This is a genomic window from Pannus brasiliensis CCIBt3594 (genome assembly GCF_036688125.1).
GTDB classification, from domain to species: Bacteria; Cyanobacteriota; Cyanobacteriia; order Cyanobacteriales; family Microcystaceae; genus Pannus; species Pannus brasiliensis.
In genome coordinates this window covers 36,191-55,398 of record NZ_JBAFSM010000021.1, presented here as the reverse complement: position 1 = coordinate 55,398, position 19,208 = coordinate 36,191, and the positions used below count along the sequence as shown (strand labels likewise).

General features: G+C 49.1%; 23 protein-coding genes. 15 read left to right on the top strand and 8 right to left on the bottom strand.

Annotated features, from left to right (window positions below; translation table 11 throughout):
• Positions 1–14 precede the first annotated feature (14 nt).
• Together V0288_RS12435 and V0288_RS12430 are read right to left on the bottom strand one after the other, a co-directional pair.
• A complete protein-coding gene (locus tag V0288_RS12435; protein ID WP_332865422.1) occupies positions 15–290 on the bottom strand; it encodes a CopG family antitoxin in 276 nt (91 codons plus the stop codon).
• Positions 274–561, bottom strand: coding sequence for a BrnT family toxin (locus V0288_RS12430; RefSeq protein WP_332865421.1), 288 nt, complete (start codon positions 559–561; stop codon positions 274–276). The genes V0288_RS12435 and V0288_RS12430 overlap by 17 nt, the downstream gene beginning before the upstream one ends.
• Positions 562–688: 127 nt before the next feature.
• Here V0288_RS12430 and V0288_RS12425 point away from each other — a divergent pair, with 127 nt between their 5' ends.
• The gene (locus V0288_RS12425; protein ID WP_332865420.1) at positions 689–1,603 is read left to right on the top strand and encodes an alpha/beta fold hydrolase; all 915 of its coding nucleotides are present in this window, start codon (positions 689–691) and stop codon (positions 1,601–1,603) included.
• Here the strand turns inward: V0288_RS12425 and V0288_RS12420 are convergent.
• Positions 1,600–3,057, bottom strand: a complete 1,458-nt coding sequence (locus tag V0288_RS12420) for a DASH family cryptochrome (RefSeq protein WP_332865419.1) — start codon at positions 3,055–3,057, stop codon at positions 1,600–1,602. The genes V0288_RS12425 and V0288_RS12420 overlap by 4 nt on opposite strands.
• Before the next feature lie 60 nt (positions 3,058–3,117).
• On the bottom strand, positions 3,118–4,455 hold the full coding sequence (locus V0288_RS12415) for a histidine phosphatase family protein (protein ID WP_332865418.1): 1,338 nt from the start codon (positions 4,453–4,455) through the stop codon (positions 3,118–3,120).
• A gap of 402 nt (positions 4,456–4,857) precedes the next feature.
• Between V0288_RS12415 and V0288_RS12410 the strand changes: the two genes are divergently transcribed.
• On the top strand, positions 4,858–6,090 hold the full coding sequence (locus V0288_RS12410) for a DUF4912 domain-containing protein (RefSeq protein ID WP_332865417.1): 1,233 nt from the start codon (positions 4,858–4,860) through the stop codon (positions 6,088–6,090).
• A 248-nt stretch (positions 6,091–6,338) separates the two neighbouring features.
• Here V0288_RS12410 and V0288_RS12405 read toward each other — a convergent pair whose 3' ends face one another.
• A complete protein-coding gene (locus V0288_RS12405; protein ID WP_332865416.1) occupies positions 6,339–7,388 on the bottom strand; it encodes a fatty acid desaturase in 1,050 nt (349 codons plus the stop codon).
• A 23-nt stretch (positions 7,389–7,411) separates the two neighbouring features.
• On the opposite strand from V0288_RS12405, the gene V0288_RS12400 reads away from it, so the two are divergent.
• From V0288_RS12400 to V0288_RS12365, 8 genes are all read left to right on the top strand, one after another.
• Positions 7,412–7,558: a hypothetical protein gene (locus V0288_RS12400; protein WP_332865415.1), complete on the top strand. Its 147-nt coding sequence runs from the start codon at positions 7,412–7,414 to the stop codon at positions 7,556–7,558.
• Positions 7,559–7,715: 157 nt separating this feature from the next.
• Positions 7,716–8,153 carry a nucleoside deaminase gene (locus tag V0288_RS12395; protein WP_332865414.1) on the top strand — a complete coding sequence of 146 codons (438 nt, stop codon included), beginning with the start codon at positions 7,716–7,718 and terminating at the stop codon, positions 8,151–8,153.
• Positions 8,154–8,272: 119 nt separating this feature from the next.
• The gene (locus V0288_RS12390) at positions 8,273–8,860 is read left to right on the top strand and encodes a Uma2 family endonuclease (protein ID WP_332865413.1); all 588 of its coding nucleotides are present in this window, start codon (positions 8,273–8,275) and stop codon (positions 8,858–8,860) included.
• 75 nt (positions 8,861–8,935) lie between these two features.
• Entirely contained in the window at positions 8,936–9,775 is an 840-nt protein-coding gene (locus V0288_RS12385) for an alpha/beta fold hydrolase (RefSeq protein WP_332865412.1), read from the top strand.
• Between the two features lie 46 nt (positions 9,776–9,821).
• Positions 9,822–10,139: a hypothetical protein gene (locus tag V0288_RS12380; protein ID WP_332865411.1), complete on the top strand. Its 318-nt coding sequence runs from the start codon at positions 9,822–9,824 to the stop codon at positions 10,137–10,139.
• Complete coding sequence (locus V0288_RS12375; protein ID WP_332865410.1) at positions 10,136–10,498, top strand: aspartyl protease; 363 nt, start codon at positions 10,136–10,138, stop codon at positions 10,496–10,498. The genes V0288_RS12380 and V0288_RS12375 overlap by 4 nt, the downstream gene beginning before the upstream one ends.
• On the top strand, positions 10,495–11,202 hold the full coding sequence (gene queC / locus V0288_RS12370; protein ID WP_332865409.1) for a 7-cyano-7-deazaguanine synthase QueC: 708 nt from the start codon (positions 10,495–10,497) through the stop codon (positions 11,200–11,202). The genes V0288_RS12375 and queC overlap by 4 nt, the downstream gene beginning before the upstream one ends.
• Positions 11,203–11,428: 226 nt before the next feature.
• A complete protein-coding gene (locus V0288_RS12365; RefSeq protein WP_332865408.1) occupies positions 11,429–13,933 on the top strand; it encodes an AAA-type ATPase lid domain-containing protein in 2,505 nt (834 codons plus the stop codon).
• Here the strand turns inward: V0288_RS12365 and V0288_RS12360 are convergent.
• Complete coding sequence (locus V0288_RS12360) at positions 13,910–14,905, bottom strand: tyrosine-type recombinase/integrase (RefSeq protein WP_332865407.1); 996 nt, start codon at positions 14,903–14,905, stop codon at positions 13,910–13,912. The genes V0288_RS12365 and V0288_RS12360 overlap by 24 nt on opposite strands.
• Positions 14,906–15,023: 118 nt before the next feature.
• Here V0288_RS12360 and V0288_RS12355 point away from each other — a divergent pair, with 118 nt between their 5' ends.
• The 3 genes from V0288_RS12355 to V0288_RS12345 are packed head-to-tail and all read left to right on the top strand — an operon-like array spanning position 15,024 to position 16,757.
• The gene (locus V0288_RS12355; RefSeq protein WP_332865406.1) at positions 15,024–15,410 is read left to right on the top strand and encodes a TFIIB-type zinc ribbon-containing protein; all 387 of its coding nucleotides are present in this window, start codon (positions 15,024–15,026) and stop codon (positions 15,408–15,410) included.
• A gap of 54 nt (positions 15,411–15,464) precedes the next feature.
• Complete coding sequence (locus tag V0288_RS12350) at positions 15,465–15,947, top strand: flavin reductase family protein (RefSeq protein WP_332865405.1); 483 nt, start codon at positions 15,465–15,467, stop codon at positions 15,945–15,947.
• 60 nt (positions 15,948–16,007) lie between these two features.
• Positions 16,008–16,757 carry an SIMPL domain-containing protein gene (locus V0288_RS12345; protein ID WP_332865404.1) on the top strand — a complete coding sequence of 250 codons (750 nt, stop codon included), beginning with the start codon at positions 16,008–16,010 and terminating at the stop codon, positions 16,755–16,757.
• 78 nt (positions 16,758–16,835) lie between these two features.
• On the opposite strand, the gene V0288_RS12340 is transcribed toward V0288_RS12345, so the two are convergent.
• Positions 16,836–17,147, bottom strand: coding sequence for a hypothetical protein (locus V0288_RS12340; protein ID WP_332865403.1), 312 nt, complete (start codon positions 17,145–17,147; stop codon positions 16,836–16,838).
• A gap of 8 nt (positions 17,148–17,155) precedes the next feature.
• Positions 17,156–17,422 (bottom strand): hypothetical protein, encoded by a 267-nt coding sequence (locus tag V0288_RS12335; protein WP_332865402.1) that lies wholly within the window; start codon positions 17,420–17,422, stop codon positions 17,156–17,158.
• 205 nt (positions 17,423–17,627) lie between these two features.
• Between V0288_RS12335 and V0288_RS12330 the strand changes: the two genes are divergently transcribed.
• A complete protein-coding gene (locus tag V0288_RS12330) occupies positions 17,628–17,972 on the top strand; it encodes a helix-turn-helix domain-containing protein (protein WP_332865401.1) in 345 nt (114 codons plus the stop codon).
• Positions 17,973–17,987: 15 nt separating this feature from the next.
• Positions 17,988–19,100, top strand: coding sequence for a hypothetical protein (locus tag V0288_RS12325; protein ID WP_332865400.1), 1,113 nt, complete (start codon positions 17,988–17,990; stop codon positions 19,098–19,100).
• The last annotated feature ends 108 nt before the right edge of the window (positions 19,101–19,208 follow it).

Genomic DNA, 19,208 nt, shown 5'->3' with positions numbered 1-19,208 from the left:
ACATTCATCAAACCTCAAGCAACATTTCCCATACTCGATCTTAACATACTATTCACCAATTGTTCGACTCCTATTCCTTGTCGGTTGGCTTGTTGATGTAAAACTCGTATTAAATCTTCATCGATCGAAACTTCAAAGCGTCGATTTCGTAACTCGTTTTCCTCTAATGGTACGGTCTCGAAATCGTCTAAATAGTCGGTCGTGTCATGGGTATCCCAGAACTCCGCCGCCTCTTCATAACTAGAAAACGTTTCCGGGATCGGCTCGATCGCTTTAGATTTGTCGCTCATAATACCTCCGTTCCGAATCAGTCATATCTCGTGCCGAGATGGGTAAGGCAGAAGTTCGATTTTTACGGATGAAAAAGACAACCAAGTATCTACCCGCTTCGGTTTGACCGTAAGCGACATAAACATCTTCGCCTTCTATGTTGCCTTTTCCCGCTTTACGAACATGAGGATAGGAAAATAGAACCCCTTCAACTTCGTCCGTGGTAACGTTATGTTTAACGGCAAGCTTCTCGACGAATCGCTCTTTCCAAATTACCTCGAACAGTTGCATTGAATCCTTACCCCATTATACTCGCCCCAATCCTAACACGTACTCGCGCTCTGCCCCGTCCGCGAGATCGAACCGATAAAATCACAGCGTCGCTATAATTTAAAAACGACCTCTCCCGACAATCCCCGTGATCGATTCTCCTCCCTGGCAAGAACGCGTCGGTTATCAACGCGATTGGGTATGGCGCGGCTGGCAAACCCGTTTTAGCTTTATGCCCGCGAAAACAGACGAAAAAAACGAAAATCCCCCCGCGATCCTGATTCACGGTTTCGGCGCGGCGATCGAACACTGGCGGCATAATATCCCCGTCCTCAGTCAAGATCGTCGGGTATACGCTATCGATTTACTCGGTTTCGGCGCGTCCCGGAAGGCGCGAGTGCCGTATACTACTAGTGTATGGGTCGAACAGGTTCACGACTTCTGGAAGACTTTTATTAACCGTCCCGTGGTTTTAGTGGGGAATTCGATCGGTTCCCTCGTTTGCATGACTCTCGCGGGAAAATACCCGGAAATGGTGGCGGGATTGGTGATGTTAAGCTTACCGGACGTGACCCGTCGCCGGGAAATGATCCCCCCGTGGTTATTAAATATTGTCACGCCGATCGAGAAATTATTTACCGCGCCCTGGTTACTAAAACCGATTTTTTATTATCTCCGTCGTCCGGAAGTTCTGCGAAAGTGGACGGGGATCGCCTACGAGGACAAAAAAGCGGTCACGGACGAGTTAATTCAAATTATCGGTAGACCTCCCCTAGATGAAGGCGCGGACGATGCTTTTGTTTCTCTGGCACAAGCGGTCAATTATCCCGAATATTGTCCTCCCGCGAAAGCGATTCTACCACAATTAGAAATTCCGATTCTACTCTGCTGGGGACATCAGGATCGGATGATTCCCGTAGAATTAGCGGCGGGATTCGTGAAATTGAATCCGAAAATTCAATACGTGGAGTTCGATCGGGCGGGACATTGTTTACAGGATGAATGCCCCGATCGCTTTAACCCGGTGTTAGTAAAATGGTTACGGGAAACAGTAGACCCCTAGAGAGAATTATTGTAAATCTTCTCGTTGTGTTTCACCGACTCGAAAAAGTCCACTACCGGACGCGGGTAATCGATTCCTAACCTCACGCCGTAACGTTTTTGTTCCTCGATCGATAACCGATACGGTTCATGGATTTTATCACCCGGTATCGCCGCTAATTCGGGCAACCAGTGGCGTAAATAGTCCCCGTCCGGATCGTAGTCCTGCGATTGTTTGGGAATATTGAAATAGCGAAAGCCGCGCGCGTCGTTTCCCACTCCCGCGGTGTAATTCCAGTTCCCCCAATTACTACAAACATCGTGATCGATTAACAAAGACTCGAACCATTCCGCGCCCATCCGCCAATCGATACCGAGATTTTTGGTGAGAAAACTCGCCACGTTTTGCCGTCCGCGATTCGACATAAAACCCGTGGCCGCCAGTTCTTTCATGTTCGCGTCCACGAGAGGATAACCCGTTTTTCCTTCTTTCCACATCTTGAATCTCTCTAGATCCTGTTTCCACGGGATCTCGATCCCCCGTAAACCCGAAGGATAGAAAATTTGATTCCCGTGTTTCGCGCAGATAAAGCGAAAGAAATCCCGCCACAGTAACTCGAAAATCAGCCAGTAGGTAGAATCATTTTTCACCCGTTCCCGCTCGTATTTTCTCGCTTCCTCGTAGATATAGCGGGGGGAAATACATCCTAAACTCAACCACGCGGAGAATTTAGCGGAATAATCCTCTCCTAACATTCCGTTGCGGGTTTCCTTGTACGTTTGGATTCGATCGCTGTCCCAAATATAATGCTTTACCCGCGCTTTTCCCGCCGTTTCTCCCCCTTGAAATTGTAAAACCGATCGAGCGTCGAAAATCGGTTCCGCCAATCCTAGATCGGTTATAGTCGGTAAATCGCCGATCTCGATTTCGGGGAGAGGGGATAAAGATTTCGGGGTTTCGTAGATCGATCGAACCCGCCAATCCCGCTCGACTCGCTTTCGGAAATTCGTGAACAGTTCGGGAAGTTCCGACAGTTCAAAGGACAGATCTTCGGGATGAATTAACGTTGCCGTCCAGAAAGTTTCCGTCTTGACATTTAACTCTTTTAATGATTTCTCTAAATTTTTCTCGACAGCGATTTCCTCCGCGGTCACTTCTCGATGATAGTACACTTTCGAGATATTCAACTCTCGCGCTAATTCGGGAATCACCGTTTCCGATCGTCCTCTTCGGATCACTAAATTACTGCCTAAATCGGTTAGAGACCGGCGTAAATCCGCCACCGATTCGAGCAGGAATTTCGCGCGGAAAGCCCCCGTTTTCGGAAATCCGAACGAAGTTTTCCCGAACTGTCGATCGTCGAAACAATAAAACGGAATGATTTCAGCGTTCTCGACGATCGATCGATACAGCGGCTCGTGATCGTGAACCCGTAAATCATTCCGATACCAGATCAATACACGTTGTCGGGACATAGATTCGGGAGTAGAGGAAGGGTTTTCCTATTCTCGCTCATCTCCCGTATCTCCCGCCTTCTATAAAGCGCCCGCGGCGGTTTTATCGAGAATTCCCGCGCCGAGGTGATAGGTGATATTGATCGCCTGGATCACGGGAGTCGAACCCGCGCCTTTCGGATAATCGATCACGCTAACCGCACCGTTACCCTGTTTGATGTACCAGAAATTCGCGGGTTTCAATCCGAGAAGATAACAGAGAATAACTTTATTAATCGCGTCGTGAGCGACTACCATAACCGTTTTCGGCCCGTCGCCGGCGCTGTAAGTTTCGACGATCTCTTCCCAACAGGCGATCGCCCGATCCCATACCTGCTGTAAATTCTCGCCCTCCGGCATCTGTACCGTCTCCGGCGCGACTTTCCACTCGTGTAACATTCCGGGAAAATTACTCTCGATCTCTTCCTCTAACATTCCCTCCCAGAGTCCGTGACAGATTTCCGTGAGATCGACGCGATTATCGAGCGTGACATTCGGGTGATATTGCAGGATAATTTCGGCGGTTTCTTTCGGGCGCGAGAGGGGACTGGTAACGGCATTATCGATCGCCGTTTCCTTGAGAAATTTCGCAGCCTGTAGCGCCTGGGCTTTCCCGTTTTCATTGAGGGGAATATCGCGAATCCCCTGAAAACGCTTGTCCCGGTTCCATTGTGTCTCGCCGTGACGGACGAGGAGAAGACGCGTACCGTGGAAGGGAGGACGCGGGGGCGGTAGGGGAATTCCCAGATGGGCGGTTTGGTTGAGCGATTCCACCTGTACCGGATCGCCGAAATCGCCGGTAAAGTTCAGGACATTTATACAACAGTTCGATTGCTGGATGGAATGGTAGCGGGAAACGGGAATCCCGATCGCGCTCAGGAGTAAACAGCGATTGATCCCGTTGTGGGCGACGATGAGGATAGTTTGCCCTTGGTGACGCGGGATCACGTCCTGCCAGAATTCTTTGGCCTGTTCGTAGAGAGAGAGGACGGGATAGTGTTCGCTTCCGTCCGCGAGGATCATTTTGAACTCGTGCGGGCGATCGTGCCAATCGCGATATTCTCGCGGGAATCCGGCTTTTACTTCCTCTTTAACCATATTTTCCCAGATCGGCAGATCGATCTCTAACAATCGATCGGTCGGTTGGAGGGCCGGGGGATTATCTAACTTGGATTGAATGACTTCCGCGGTCGATTTCGCGCGTTGTAGGGGACTACAGTAGAGGGCGGCGATCTCGATCGACTTCAACGCCTCCCCGACTTTCTCCGCGTCGAGGCGACCTTTTTCCGTCAGGACAGATCCATCACTCCGTCCTTGAATCTTCTGTTGCGCGTTGTAACTGCTTTGCCCGTGACGGACGATGATGACGCGAGTAGCCAACCTTCCTGGTCTCCCTAACGTGACTGATTTCTCTATCCAGATTACAGGCGATCGGGATCGGCGTACAGGAGTCGGGAGGTGGGGAGGTGAGGGAGATGGGGGAGATCGTAAATATCGTTTAATCTGGCGACACCCGCCTTTAATGTCAGGATTTAATAACAAAAGAATGCGGCGGGATCAAGGTTTGGCTGTGTTGTCAGGAAAGCTTGATATATTTTCTGGCGCGAAATCTAAAAAGTCTGTTAAATAGGTATTTATAACAAGCGAACCCCTTGATCCCGATCGAGTGGATTCATCGTTAGGATACATCGATGTAAGTAGTGAGGCGATTTGCCCCGGTCACTATTTTCGCGAACGCCGAGAATTCGTTCGCCGTCGTAACTAATCGGAGCGTGTAATCACATGGCACCAGAACGCCCACCCTTAGAGGAGATGACATTGCGGCAACTACGCCGGGTGGCTAGTCAATACAACATCTCCCGGTACAGCCGAATGCGGAAAACGCAATTGATCGAGGCGATCACGCGAGCCATGCCGGTAAGCGGAGTTTTATCTACACCTACTGTTCAGGAGGAGCAACAAGTGGAAGCATCGAAATTCGAGTTAGGACAATCGGAACCCATTGAAGAAAATCTAGCCTCGGTCGATGATGGCTTGGGGGATTTACCCGGTGGGTACGGCGAGAGTCGTGTCACCCTCCTACCCCGCGATCCCCAATGGGCTTACGCGTACTGGGACATCCCCAACGATGCCAAAGAAGAACTCCGCCGTCAGGGAGGACAACAGTTAGCCCTGCGTCTCTACGACGTGACCGACATCGATCTCAACAGCCAATCGGCGCACAGTATTCAAGAATATCTTTGTGATGAGTTAGCCCGCGAGTGGTATATGCCGATTCCGGTGAGCGATCGAGACTACGCGCTCGACATCGGTTATCGTTGCGCGGACGGGCGTTGGTTAGTTCTCGCCCGTTCGTCCACCGTTCGCATCCCTCCCGTGTATCCCTCCGACTGGATCGAGGATATCTTCATCACCGTTAACTGGGAAGAAGAACTCGCCGGAAAAACCTTCTACGAACTCGTTCCTCCCAGCAAACGCTACGGTGTCGGCATGGTGGCCGGAACCAGTCCCATTTACGATCGCATCTTCGAGAGTGTCGGCGATATCGAGGCCCAACGCGTCGCGGGTTCGCTGTTCGGTTCCATGCAACACGTCGCCGGTTCCGTCGTCAGTTCCTATATCTTCCCCTCCGGCGTGGGAATGTGGGCGGTTCCGACGGTTTCGGGACTCACCGCGTCCGGTGTCGGCATGACGGCCTCCGGTATCGGGATGGGCGCTTCGGAAAATCTCGCCCGTCCCCGCAAGTTCTGGTTAGTGGCCGACGCGGAACTGATCGTCTACGGCGCGACCGAACCCGACGCGACGGTAACGATCGGCGGTCGCCCGATCAAACTCAATCCCGATGGAACCTTCCGCTTCCAGATGTCGTTCCAAGACGGGCTGATCGATTATCCCATCATGGCCGTGGCGGTCGATGGCGAACAAACTCGATCGATCCACATGAAATTCAACCGCGAAACCCCGTCCCGTCACACCAACACCAAAGACGAGGCGGTTCTAGAATGGCTCGCGTAAGCCGGTTCTAGTTTCGCGCGCTACAGCGTTACAAAAGCCAACCTAATTACCTCCCCTTAACCGATCCGGTTAGGGGACTTTTCTTTAGGGGGCAGGGGGCGGGAGGCGGGAGGGAAAATACCAATTACTTTTCGATTAAATTCGGACAAAAATAATACCAATTCTTTGAATACAGGCTACTACAAGGAATTTAGACCTTACTGTAACCGATTTTCGAGAATTGGTATCGTTTTGAATTCCCGGACTGACTAGGAATTCTGATTACGAGAGGTGTAATAGATCTTGCTACCGGTATCGGCCACGAAATGACAGTTCCGGTAAGAGCGCCAGAGAGATTTAAAAATCGGTTCGCGGGAAACGTGATAATAATCGCCCAACACGGGACGGATCGCCTCGGTCGCCTCTAAAAGATGGTAGTGGGGGATAGTAATAAAAATGTGATGGGCTACGTGAGTGCCGATATTGTGATGGATGGGGTTAAAGAACCCGTAATCGCGATCGATCGTCGAGAGCGCGCCTTTGAGGAAATACCAGTCTTTTCCGCGATACCAGGGGATATCGTCTTCCGTGTGGTGCAGGAACGTCACCACGTCCAACCAAGCCACGAAAATCAGGTAAGGAACGATGTAATAGGTTAACAGGAAGAGAAAACCGTGGGTAATGCCGACCCCGATCAACAGTCCCAACATGAAGGTACAGCAGACCGTACTGGTGATCACCTGCCATTTCTCGTGGGGACGGAAGAGGGGACTTTCCGGCATGAAGTGCGAGCCTTCTTTGCCCGGCGATCGACGGAAGAGATAAAGCGGGTAAACGAATAAAATTAGGTGAAAACGGGCGAATTTCTCGTACCAAGCCATTCGATCGTACTGGCTCTCGGTGACGGGATACCAGCTTTCATCGGTGTCGATATTGCCGGTGTTCGCGTGATGGGTACGATGGCTGATGCGCCAACCGTGGAAGGGAACCAGAATCGGCGTGTGGCTGAGGTGGCCGAACAGGTTATTCAGCCAGCGATAACGGGAAAACGAACCGTGTCCGCAATCGTGACCGACGACGAACAGCGCCCAGAACATGGTTCCGGTGGCGAACCAGAAAACCGGCAGGAACCAAACGCTATCGATGGTGAAAACAAGCCAGTAGAGGAGGGCGATTATGCCGATGTCGAGGAAAAAGTAAGCTAGAGAACGGAACGCGTTGGATTGAAAACAACGCGCCGGGATAGCGTTACGGACATCCTGTAGGGTAAACGGCAGAAATTCCCGTTCTAGAGTCGGTTTGTCAAGAGTTTGGGTCACTATGGTTGAGAAGTTAGGTGTAGATGACGGAGATCAAAAGCGGCATGAGTGGCGGAACGTGGCCGCAAAGCGATCGATTTTCCCGGCTCTCGATACGATTGATTCCCGTCGCGTTCTCTGGAGAAACGAGCGGGATCGGTAGTAGATCGATCGGGAAAAATCTCGATTAACTCACAAGAAATGTATTGTACGGGGTAACGTAACGTAATGAAAGGATAAAAACCCCGGAATTCGCGGAACTCGTTCCCCGTGACGGGTTAGAATCCGGAAATTCCGAAGGCTCGATCGAACTTTTAGAAGAGTCCGTTAAGTTTGGGAAATACCGCTATGGATGAATTCATGCGCGCCGCTATCGAGGAAGCTAAACAGGGATTACGGGAGGGAGGAATCCCGATCGGCTCCGTCCTGGTTAAAAATGGCGAGATTATCGGCAGGGGACACAATAAACGGGTACAGGACGGCGATCCCGTCACCCACGCGGAGATCGATTGTTTACGGCAAGCGGGACGGGTGGGTTCCTACCGGGGAACGATTCTCTACTCCACCCTGATGCCCTGTTATCTCTGCGCGGGTGCGGTAGTTCAGTTCGGTATTCCGACCGTGATCGCCGGGGAATCGGCCACTTTTCCGGGAGCGCGGGAGTTTATGGAATCGCGCGGGGTGACGGTGATCGATCTGGATTTAGACGAATGTAAACGGTTAATGCGCGATTTCATCGAAAATAATCCCCGTTTGTGGAACGAGGACATCGGGATAGACGATTAGGGGGACAGGCTCCGTATTTCTAGGCTACATCAAAAAGATTTTTTCAGTCGAATCCGCTTACATCCCCCGTCGTTAGCTACAATCGTAGAGTATCGATCGAGTTTCGGGAGTTACCGTTTATGATCGCTCAAATTCAAGAAAATAAAACCTATTCTCCCGAAGAATATCTCGAATTCGAGGAAAATTCCCCGGAACGTCACGAATACATCGCGGGAGAGATTAGACTAATGACCGGTGGAACCCCCAATCATGCCACGATCGAGCTAAATTTCGCCAGTATTCTGAATTTCGGTCTTAAACGTCAGCCTTATAACGTGTCCGTGGCGGATTTACGAGTATGGATTCCCGAAAAACAGATTCATACCTATCCGGACGTGATGATTATCGCTCGACCTCTTGAATACGCCAAAAATCGTCGGGATACCGTGACCAATCCGTTACTGATCGGGGAAGTATTATCGAAATCGACGAGAAATTACGATAAGGGCGATAAATTTACCGCCTATCGAACGATCCCTAGTTTTCAGGAATATATTCTCATCGATCAATATAGTCCGCGCGTCGAACATTATCGGAAAACGTCCCCGAATCAGTGGCTTTTAACCGAGTACGATAATCTTGAGGCTGTCTTTTCCCTGTCTTCCGTCCCGATCTCGATCGAACTCGCCGATCTCTACGATAACGTGGACTTCGAGGAAGAAGGATAGATCTCGTTAATTCGTTGGCGATTCGGTTCCCCGACGTTAGACAATGGTTAACTATCTGTAATCACGCCTTTAACCATGTCAATTTTAGAAAATTCTCTCGAAGTCGGTTCTTTGAAGTGGTTTTATCGGGAAGTGAACCCCGAGGGAGGAACGGAAAAAGCGCCCGCGATCCTGCTTCACGGTATTCCCTCCCATAGTTACATCTGGCGGAATGTATTAACCGGTTTAGAAGAGTATAAAATCCGCGCGATCGCACCGGATTGGATCGGTTCGGGAATGTCCGATAAACCGAATTCCCGAGAGTTTAAATACACGCCCGACGCTTTTTGTCAAGCCCTAGATGACTTTTTGAACGCGTTAGAATTCGAGAAAGTTTCTCTCGTCGCGCAGGGATTTCTCGGGTCTGTCGGCATCCAATACGCGTTACGAAATCCCGACAAGATCGAGCGTCTGATTATTCTCAATACTCCTTTATCGAGTGATGTGACGTTACCGTGGACGATGAAACAGTGGGGTTTACCCTTCGTGGGAGATATGGCGACTCAAGATCCGTTACTGGTCGATCGAACCCTAGAGAAAGGTAGCGGTTTCCTCATTTCCGATAGCGATCTGGCGATGTTCCGTCAACCCTATCTGAAAACTTCCGCGGTGGGACGTTCTCTCGTGGCGACGATCCAGAATTTACAACTCTCTAAATCGATGGAAGAGATCGAAAAAGGATTGAATGAATTCGAGAAACCGATCTTGTTGGTTTGGGGGATGGCCGATCCTTGGTTATCTTCTTCCCCGGTGGAAAAATTAGCGGCTCGATCGAACGTGGAATTGATTCCCTTTCCCGAGGCGAAACACTATCCCCAAGAACACTGGTTCAAGGAAATGATTCCCTCGATCGTGAATTTTTTGGGACGGCAATAATTCCCGAGATAAGATCGAGTAGGTAGTCGCGTTCCGGATAGAGATCATGTCAACTTCTAAAAGCGATCGAGTGGTACGGCGAGGTCGAGTGTTTCCCGAAATCCAGTGGACGGAGGAACAGAAACAGGAACACCGCGCCCGACAACTGGCGTTTTATAATCGCTGTTGGCCAATTTTCCAACGATTACAACCGAAATTGCTGGAAAATTACTACGGCTGGTATATAGCGATCGAACCGGATAGCGGTGACTATATCATCGATCCCGATAAAGAGGTCGCCAGTAAAAAAATGCGCGACAGATACCCCGACAAAATTCATCATATTTTCGGGATTAACGAGACAGGGGTAAGCGGGCGAATATGATTCAAGGTAGATTCGGAGACAACGGCGAGATTTACTTCGATATCGAACTCATCACTGGGGATGGTCTATCTCTAACGGTTGAAGCGATGCTAGATACGGGTTTCACGGAATTGTGCGTCATGAACGACCAAGACATCCGAGATCTAGGATGGCGGTTTTTAAATCAAGATAAATTGATCACGGCCAAGGGAGAAGCGTTATTCGATATTTATCTCGGTAAAGTGGCGATCGATCGACAGGAGTACGAGATTCCCGTTTTCGCGGGTGACGAGATCCAGGAGATTTTACTCGGTTCGCGTTGGTTGAAACAATTTGTTCTGTTCGCGGATTATCTACGGGAAGAGGTGACTTTATCGTGACAGATCAGAAAACGGCGATCGTCTTACTTTCGGGGGGATTGGATTCGGCAACCACGGCCGCTATCGCCCTCGCGGACGGCTATCGGGTAATCGCGCTTTCCTTTCGCTACGGACAAAGACACGATCGAGAACTACAGGCGGCCGCGACCATCGCGCGAAAACTCGGCCTCGAAGAACATTTTTCGATCGAGGTGAATCTCTCTCTCTGGGGGGGATCGGCTTTAACCGATAACTCGATTTCTATCCCGAAAGAAGGCGTTAACCCCGATATTATCCCCATTACCTACGTTCCTGGCAGAAATACGGTATTTATTGCCATCGCTCTTTCTCTGGCGGAAGCGAGAGGCGCGGAGGCGATCTATCTAGGAATTAACGCGGTCGATTATTCCGGCTATCCCGATTGTCGTCCCGAATATCTGGCCGCTTTCCAAGAATTAGCGAATTTATCCTCGAAAGCGGGGTTAGAAGGAAAAGCGCCCCGTCTCGTCGCTCCGTTGGTGAGAGATAGTAAAGTGGATATCGTCCGTCGGGCGATCGATCTGGGTGTCCCGATCGCCGATACTTGGTCTTGTTATCAGGGAGGATCGGAACCCTGCGGCCTCTGCGATTCCTGCCGTATCCGCGATAAAGCTTTAATCGAGGCCGGTTATCTGGAATTCGCCACACCGACGGGAAGGGAATTACACCAACCAACCGTTACTTAGCCCGACTGAAGAAAATCGCCGCCAGAACGATCGACCCCAACAAAACCAACGGAACCCATAAGTCGATCGGCTCTATCATAATTCCTCGCTGAAATACCGATGTTTTCGATGAAATAAAAGGCAGGAGTAGGGAGTAGGGAGTAATTTTCTCGAAACGCTTGATTTTTTCCCGAACCTATATCCTCTCTATCTTGATTCCCCACTCTCCACTCCCCACTCTAAACCTATGGATACAGTAACCTGGTTACGGGAACGCACCGCGTTTAGTCCCTTAAGTACGGAAGTATTGGAAGCGATCGCCCCGCGTCTCCAAGAACGCGTCGTCCATCTCTATGAAAACGTCGTCACCGAGGGCGATCCGGTCGATGGATTGTATATCCTGAGATCGGGGTGTTGGGAGAGTAATAGTAAAGGACTGCGATCGCTGGGGCTACTTCCCGGCACGATTATTAATTTACAGTCTTTATTGCTCGATCGGAACGCCCTCGTGACCGTTACCAGTCTCAGCGAGGCGGAAACCTGGTTTATTCCGAGGGAAATTTTTCAGGAATTAGTCAAACAACACCCGGAAATTACCGGGATTCTCTCGCGACAACTCGTTCGCGAGATCGAGCGATTAACGGAAGAATTAGGCTTCGAGCAGGAAAGACAGGCGATTTTACGTCCCTATCTCGTCGCGCGCGCGAAACGGGGGATCGTCGGCAAAAGTCGCTACGCGGTGAGATTGCGATCGCAAATTTTAGAAGCCTCGAAAAACCGCGATCCCGTCCTCGTTTTCGGGGAACCCGGACTCGAAAAAGATAATATCGCGGCGTTAATTCATTTCGGTTCTAAAAATCGTAAGGAGGCGATCGTTAAAGTCGATTGTTCCCGACTTTCCGTGAGCGGATCGGAATTATTCGGTCGATCGAACGGGAAAATCGGCTTGATCGAGGCGGTAGGATCGGGGACATTAATCTTAAATAATATCCAAGAATTGCCCGAGGAATTGATTCCCCCGATCGCCGAACTCCTGCGATCGAATACCTATCGTCCCGTCCAGCGCGAGGGGGAAATCGTCGGGGAAAAATATAACCAAGCGAGAATTATCCTGATTTCCGAAAAATCTCTCCCCTCGATCGATCCGCTCGTGAAACTGACGATCAAGGTTCCCCCCCTCCGAGTTCGGAAAGCGGATATCGAGGATCAGATGGAATATTATATCAGTTTATACTCGCAAAAAAAAGGAATTAACAAACCGAAAGTGACTCCCGAAGCTTTGCGAAAATTACAGGCTTACGACTTTCCGAACAACCTCCGGGAGTTAGAAAATCTCGTCGAGCGGGCATTAGTTCAACTGGACAATCGAACGAAAATTACCGAGGAAATTATCTGGCCGTCTCAGGCGAAAAAGAAACAGTTCCGGATTAACCTATTAAACGCCTATCCGAAATTGAGAAAATTTCTACGGAGCGATTGGTGGCCGACCAAAATTAATTACGGTTTTACGGTCTTCGCTTTCGCACTGATTAATATTATTCTATTTGTCGCCCCCCAGCATCGATCGGAAAATTTCGCCTTAAATCTATTCTGGGCTTGGTGGTGGCCGTTAGTTTTATTAATATTTCCCTTCCTCGGTCGGGTGTGGTGCGCGGTGTGTCCCTTCATGATTTACGGGGAAATCACCCAAAAAATCTCTCTCTATTTATTTCCCCGACAGTTGAAAAAATGGCCGCGGGAAACGGCGGAAAAATGGGGTGGCTGGTTTTTATACGGTTTATTCGCTTTAATTTTACTTTGGGAAGAACTGTGGAATTTAGAAGATACCGCCTATCTTTCCTCGTGTTTACTGCTATTAATTACGGCGGGGGCGATGATTTTTTCGACCATTTTCGAGCGTCGTTTCTGGTGCCGCTATTTATGTCCGATCGGCGGAATGAACGGAATGTTCGCCAAACTATCGATGACGGAATTACGCGCGCAACAGGGAACCTGTTCGGCGGAATGTACCACCTATCAATGTTATAAAGGCGGCCCGCGAAAAGGCGAGGGAATGGAAACCGAGGGGTGTCCTCTCTATTCCCATCCCGCGCAATTAGAGGATAATCGCGATTGTGTTCTGTGTATGACTTGCTTGAAAGCTTGCCCCCATCGATCGGTAGAATTTAATCTACGTCCCCCGGCGATCGAACTCTGGACAACCCACACCCCCCGCGTCTACGAGGTGGCGTTATTACTATTACTTTTAGGGGCGATATTTTTACACCATTTATCCGACCTTCGATCGGGCTTACATTTACCCGTAGATTTAACGGATTTCTGGCAACACGCTGGACTGTCGATCGCCGCTTTATTCCTCCCCTCGATCGTTCCCCTTCTCGCGCACGCGGGGGTTAAATTCATTTTCCAGAATTTCTCTTCTTTAAAACCTCGATCGTTTATCGAGTTAGCCTACGGTTATCTTCCCCTCGTTTTGATGGGAAATCTCGCTCATTATCTACAACTGGGATTAGGGGAAGCGGGGAGAATTTTACCCGTTACTCTGGCGACGTTCGGATTGACGGGAATGAATTTACCGATTTTTGTCGCTCACCCCGCGGTCATTGCTTTCCTTCAGGGAACGGTATTACTGATCGGTGTTCTCGCGTCGGTTTATATCACGGAAAAAATCGCCAAACAACCTTTTAAACTGCTAATTCCCCAACACATCGCGACGAGCGTTCTCGCGTTAGGAATCGGGGCGATTCTGTAACTCGATATCGATTTTTAACGCGGGGTTATTCTCCCATCGATCGGCGACGTGCGCGTACAGGGAAGTGGTCCGCGGATCGGCATGGCCCAATAAGTCCTGAACCTGCCGTAAATCCGCGCCGGAATGAAGCGCGAGGGTTCCCGCGGTATGCCGGAGACTGTGTGCGGAAATGGTGCGGCCGGGGGTGTGTTTTAAATCGGTTTCCTGAAGATAATTATCGACAATTAACCGAATTCCCCGACGCGATAGTCGTTTCCCTCCCCCGCGATTGCCGACGGAAATAAATAGCGGTTGCGTGGGTTTCAAAGTTTCTCCCATTTCCTCGCGTAAATCCAGATAATCGAACAGTAATTCACCCAATTGACTCGTTAACGGAACGATCCGGATATTGCGTTTTCCTTCCACCCGAATGCCGACATTTTTCCCCTGCCGGACGATATCGCTAATATTGGCGCGGTGGAGTTCGATCGTCCGCGGTCCCTCCAGCGCCATGATACCGATTAACGCCCGATCTCTTGCCGATTTCAGGCTATTATCGTCGGCGATGGCGGCGAATAATTGTTGTACTTCCGATTTCTCTAGATAGGTGATTCTCGCGGCGGGATCGCGTTTTTCCCGCGGCGGTTTGATGCCGTTGACGGGATTGAGGGAAATTAGCCCTTTTTCGACGGCGGCCTGATAGAAACGACGGACGACGGACAATTTTAACGCGATCGTCGTGGGTTTAAATTTTTTCGTCTCCACCATCCAGCGACGGTAGCGTTTAATATCGTCCTTCGTCACGGCCGCGGGGGGAATCTGATAGCGATCGCACCATTGCAGAAACTGTTCGATCTGACGACGGTAGGTAACGATCGTGTCGGTTGCCGCGTCCCCCGCGCTGACATCGATATCGAGGAAATCGGCGAAAACGGCTAACAGCGTATCGACGGGAACTAACGCGCTCGTCTCGGCGACAGTTAGATTATTCATGCGAGATGATCATCGATATAAAGAAGATAAATCATAAAGTCGTCGTCCAGAGGAAAGATTGTTCCCCCCGTGGGGTAGGCTAGTAACAACGAATTTTAAAATCGATTTACAATCTATTATGAAATGCGTCGGTTGTCCCAAGTGTAAGGGACATTTAGAACAGGTCATCTACCGGCAGATAGAGATCGATCGCTGTCGGGATTGCGCGGGAATCTGGTTCGACTCGTTGGAAGCGGAACGGTTGAAACAGATCGAGGGGTCGGAAAGCGTGGACGTGGGACGACCGAAACAATGCGATCGATCGCCGAAAACCGCCAGTTGTCCCCGGTGTCGGAAACAAATGTTGAGAATGCTAGATATCGATAAACACGCGATCTGGTACGAGAAATGTAGTCGCTGTCAGGGAATGTGGTTAGACGCGGGGCAATTTACCCGCTACAAACAGAATTTCTCGAAAAAAGGCGTGATCGATCGGGCGAAACAGGTGATACACCGGCGGGGATAAATCCCTTCCGATGTGGCATGATCGGGGAGTAATCACGCTCCGGGAGACACCGCCTTGTTAGACGAACAAGCCAAAAAAGCCATGTTATTGAAGATCCCCCACGGTTTATACATCTGCGGGGTGAAAGACGGCGAAGAATTGAACGGATTTACCGCCAGTTGGGTCATGCAGGGTTCTTTTAAACCGCCTCTCGTGGTTAATTGCGTGAAAAGCGATTCCGGTTCCCACGCGATGATCGCTAAAAGTGGGGTGTTCGCGCTCAGTTTTCTCGACAGCGAACAGAAGGATCTGGCCGCGAAATTTTTTAAACCGAAAAGTCGGGTCGGGAATAAATTCGAGGATGTGGAATTCTACGAGGGCGCGGAAACCGGTTGCCCGATCATTAAAGACTCCCTCGGCTACGTGGAATGTAAGGTCGTGGGACAGGTAGATAAAGGCGATCACACGGTTTATGTAGGCGAGGTTATCGGCGCGGGAGTCCACCGCGAGGGCGCGCCCCTGTTGTTAGAGAGTACCGGCTGGCAATACGGCGGGTAATTTTCGATCGCCACTCCACGCTGTCACGGGTTCGTTCTTTTTTCCGGTGGAGGTATCGTGATGAAAGATTCGCCGATTTATAGTCGTTTACCGCAATTACTAGCGGGAATGCTCGCTTTGTCGGTCGCTCTCGTGCTGAGTTCCTGGATCGGTGCCAAAGCGATCCGCGATGTCAAACAGGCGAACGATGTTCTTGTCGTGACCGGTTCCGCTAGACGGCCGATCCGATCGGATTACCTGATCTGGACGTTATCCGTCTCCAGTCAACAACCCACCGCGCGGGAGGCTTACCGGGATCTAACCGCCCAGATGGCACAGGTTCGGGCGTATTTAAAAGAACAACGGGTTCCCGAGGACGCGATCACCACGAAAGCGATCGAAACGATGTCTATCCCGGAATTAACGCCGAACGGACAGGATACCGGTCAGATTCTCGCCTACCGTCTCACGCAACGCTTGGAAATCCGATCGAGCGATGTCGATCGGTACACGGAACTGTCCAAGCGATCGACCGAACTGATCGAGCGGGGCATTAACCTCGTTTCCGAACCGCCGCAATATCTCTACACGGGACTGGATAAACTGCGCGTGGAAATGATGGCCGAGGCCGCGAAGGACGCGAAAGCGCGGGCTGAGGCGATCGCCGGTAGTACGGGCAATCGGGTCGGGACGGTACGGGACGCGAAAACGGGGGTTTTCCAGATCACCGCGCGCAACTCGACCGACGTGAGCGATTCCGGGATTTACGACACTTCCTCGATCGAGAAAGATATTACCGCGGTCGTGTCCGTCACTTTCGGCATCGATTAACGGAACCGTTTTAGGCCAGATATTTTTGTTTTCCTGTGGATTGCCGCTCGATCGGGTAAGGGGAGAAAAACACCCCCGTTAACTAACCGTTGCCCGATCGAATTTTTCTAGAGATCGTTGGATTTCGGATAACCAAGCTTGAATTAAATCCTCGGGAAACTCTACCGCGGTCGATCGGGCATTCGCCACCAAGCATTCCCATTGCAGACCGATGTCGTATAGCAGTTCTCGGAGAAAATCGGCTTCTTCGGTCGTATTCTCGGCTTCTACCCCTTCTAGTAATTCCCAATGCTGTTCGTCCGACCAATCGACCACTGCCTTACTGTCCGAAGCTCGATCGGCCAACCGTTCCAAGCGATTTTTCAATTCACGTAAGGTATTGTCACTCATGGCGATCGCTAGTCTCTTCGAGAGATTTCCCTACCAGTTTCCGGGTCAATTTCAATATGTCCCAAGTCTTGAGGACGTTTGGGATGAACCAAGATAACTCTTCCCTCTCGATCATACACCTCGTTCCAGGCTCGAAGCACTTTCCCCGTTACAGGATCTTTCTCCACGACGATTCTCGCACCGATCGAGCGTCCGGGAGTTCGGGCAGGTTTCAACTTGCCATACCAGCGAATTCTTCCATTTTGCAAAATTCGGTAAAAATCGTACTTCGTCATTATTGTCTCCGATTTTTGGCAATAATCTTCAAAAAAGCTCGATTCGCACGATAATCCTTTCTATCCACCTTGGATAGGATAGAATTAGTTGCGAAGGCTAACAAAGTCCATTTTAGCCGTTAAAACTAATTCTGCACAACCGGGGATGTACAAAATTAAAACTCGCGGTATACTGGAGGAACAGTGCTACCATCGGGAAAATACTATGGCTATCAAATGGCGCTTAAATGTGCTTATGGCTGAACGCTATCTTAAAAATAAAGATTTAATCGAGGCGACTGGATTACACCCCGTTACCGTATCCAAGTTAAAAAACTCTCAAGAAATGCCCGAACGGTTAGAGAGATCGACTATTGAAAAACTTTGCACGGCGCTTAACTGTCAACCCGGTGATTTAATGCTCTGGGAACCTGAACCAAAGATCATAGATACTAGCCAGAATCGGACAAATGGAACAAATCAAGTATCTTCGCCAGAAGAGGTTCGCAAACTTCTAGGAACCGATCAAAGAAAGAAAGGATTCAACACGAAAACCTCGATCAACCCTTAATTATAGGTTTAGCAAATGAAAAACTTTTTAATTTCATTTGAAATCATTCAAGATACCCTCTTGAATCGTCGCACCGTTGAGTATACAGATCCGCTATGGGAATTACTTCGATCGGGCAAAATCAAAGGTTATCTTACCGAAAAAGGACGGGATAATATTCATTCCACGCTAATTTTTTTGTGCGGGGATGAAGCGGCAGAAACAGTCATGGAACAACAGATCGTAAACCTTCTGGAAATTTGTCCTGTTGACGAGTCTACTATCCATAAAGCTTCTGCGTATTTTTTATCTTTAGAATATGCGATTGAAGTAGTTTGTGCTAAAGAGAGAAAGCTAGAGGCAATTGTTACCAGTTATCCAGAGAGATTTTCTGGTATTGATTTTCCTGTTTTTTCGCCAGACGAACTCTTATATCTTTGTGATGCAGGAAAATTCGCTGTTAGCCCAGACATGGCCGAGATCAAGAACGAACTTGAGAAGAATTATTATCTTCCAAGTGCCGAAATCAAAAATGAACTTGAAAAGAATTATTATCTTCCAAGTAACGTTCAATTAGAGTTATTTTCTCCAGATTTATTTCCCGTGTCTAAAGATGAGTTTCCTATAACATACAATATCCGCAATAAATGCGATACTGTACTGAAGGTTTTGGAAATAATCAGAACTCAAGGCACTAGAGGGATAAGCTACCATAATTTGATGATAAGCATAAAATTGCCTAGAAAAACTATCGAAAGTATCCTGTCTGACTTAACGCATTTTGGTCTTGTATCCGTTCAAAATGAACAAATATATATGTTATCCTATTTTCTAAATTACGATCGAAATCACATCGCTGATTATATAGCTAGTATTTTAAAAAAACATATCAGAACACAAAATATTTCTCGACAAACAAAACCCAATAAAGTTTACGATAAAACAGATGTTAGGGATTTGGCATATCCCGAACGCAACGAATCGGCCAAACATTATTTTAGTAGAATGCTATCGTGGCTTTATTTTACTGGATTATTGGAAGAATATAGCAGAGATCAAGTTATAAGACCTCTAAAACAAGGAAAGCAAAAAGGGAAGCTAAAACACAAAACACAAGCCAAACAACTAGAAATCCCCAATCTTTATTAACGCTCGTTCTTCTGCCAATTTTATCGAGACTTAATTTTTGCAAGGCCATGAAAATCAGCACTTATGTTTTTCAGTGATCTTATTAAAAATTTCATTCTTGTTAGCAAT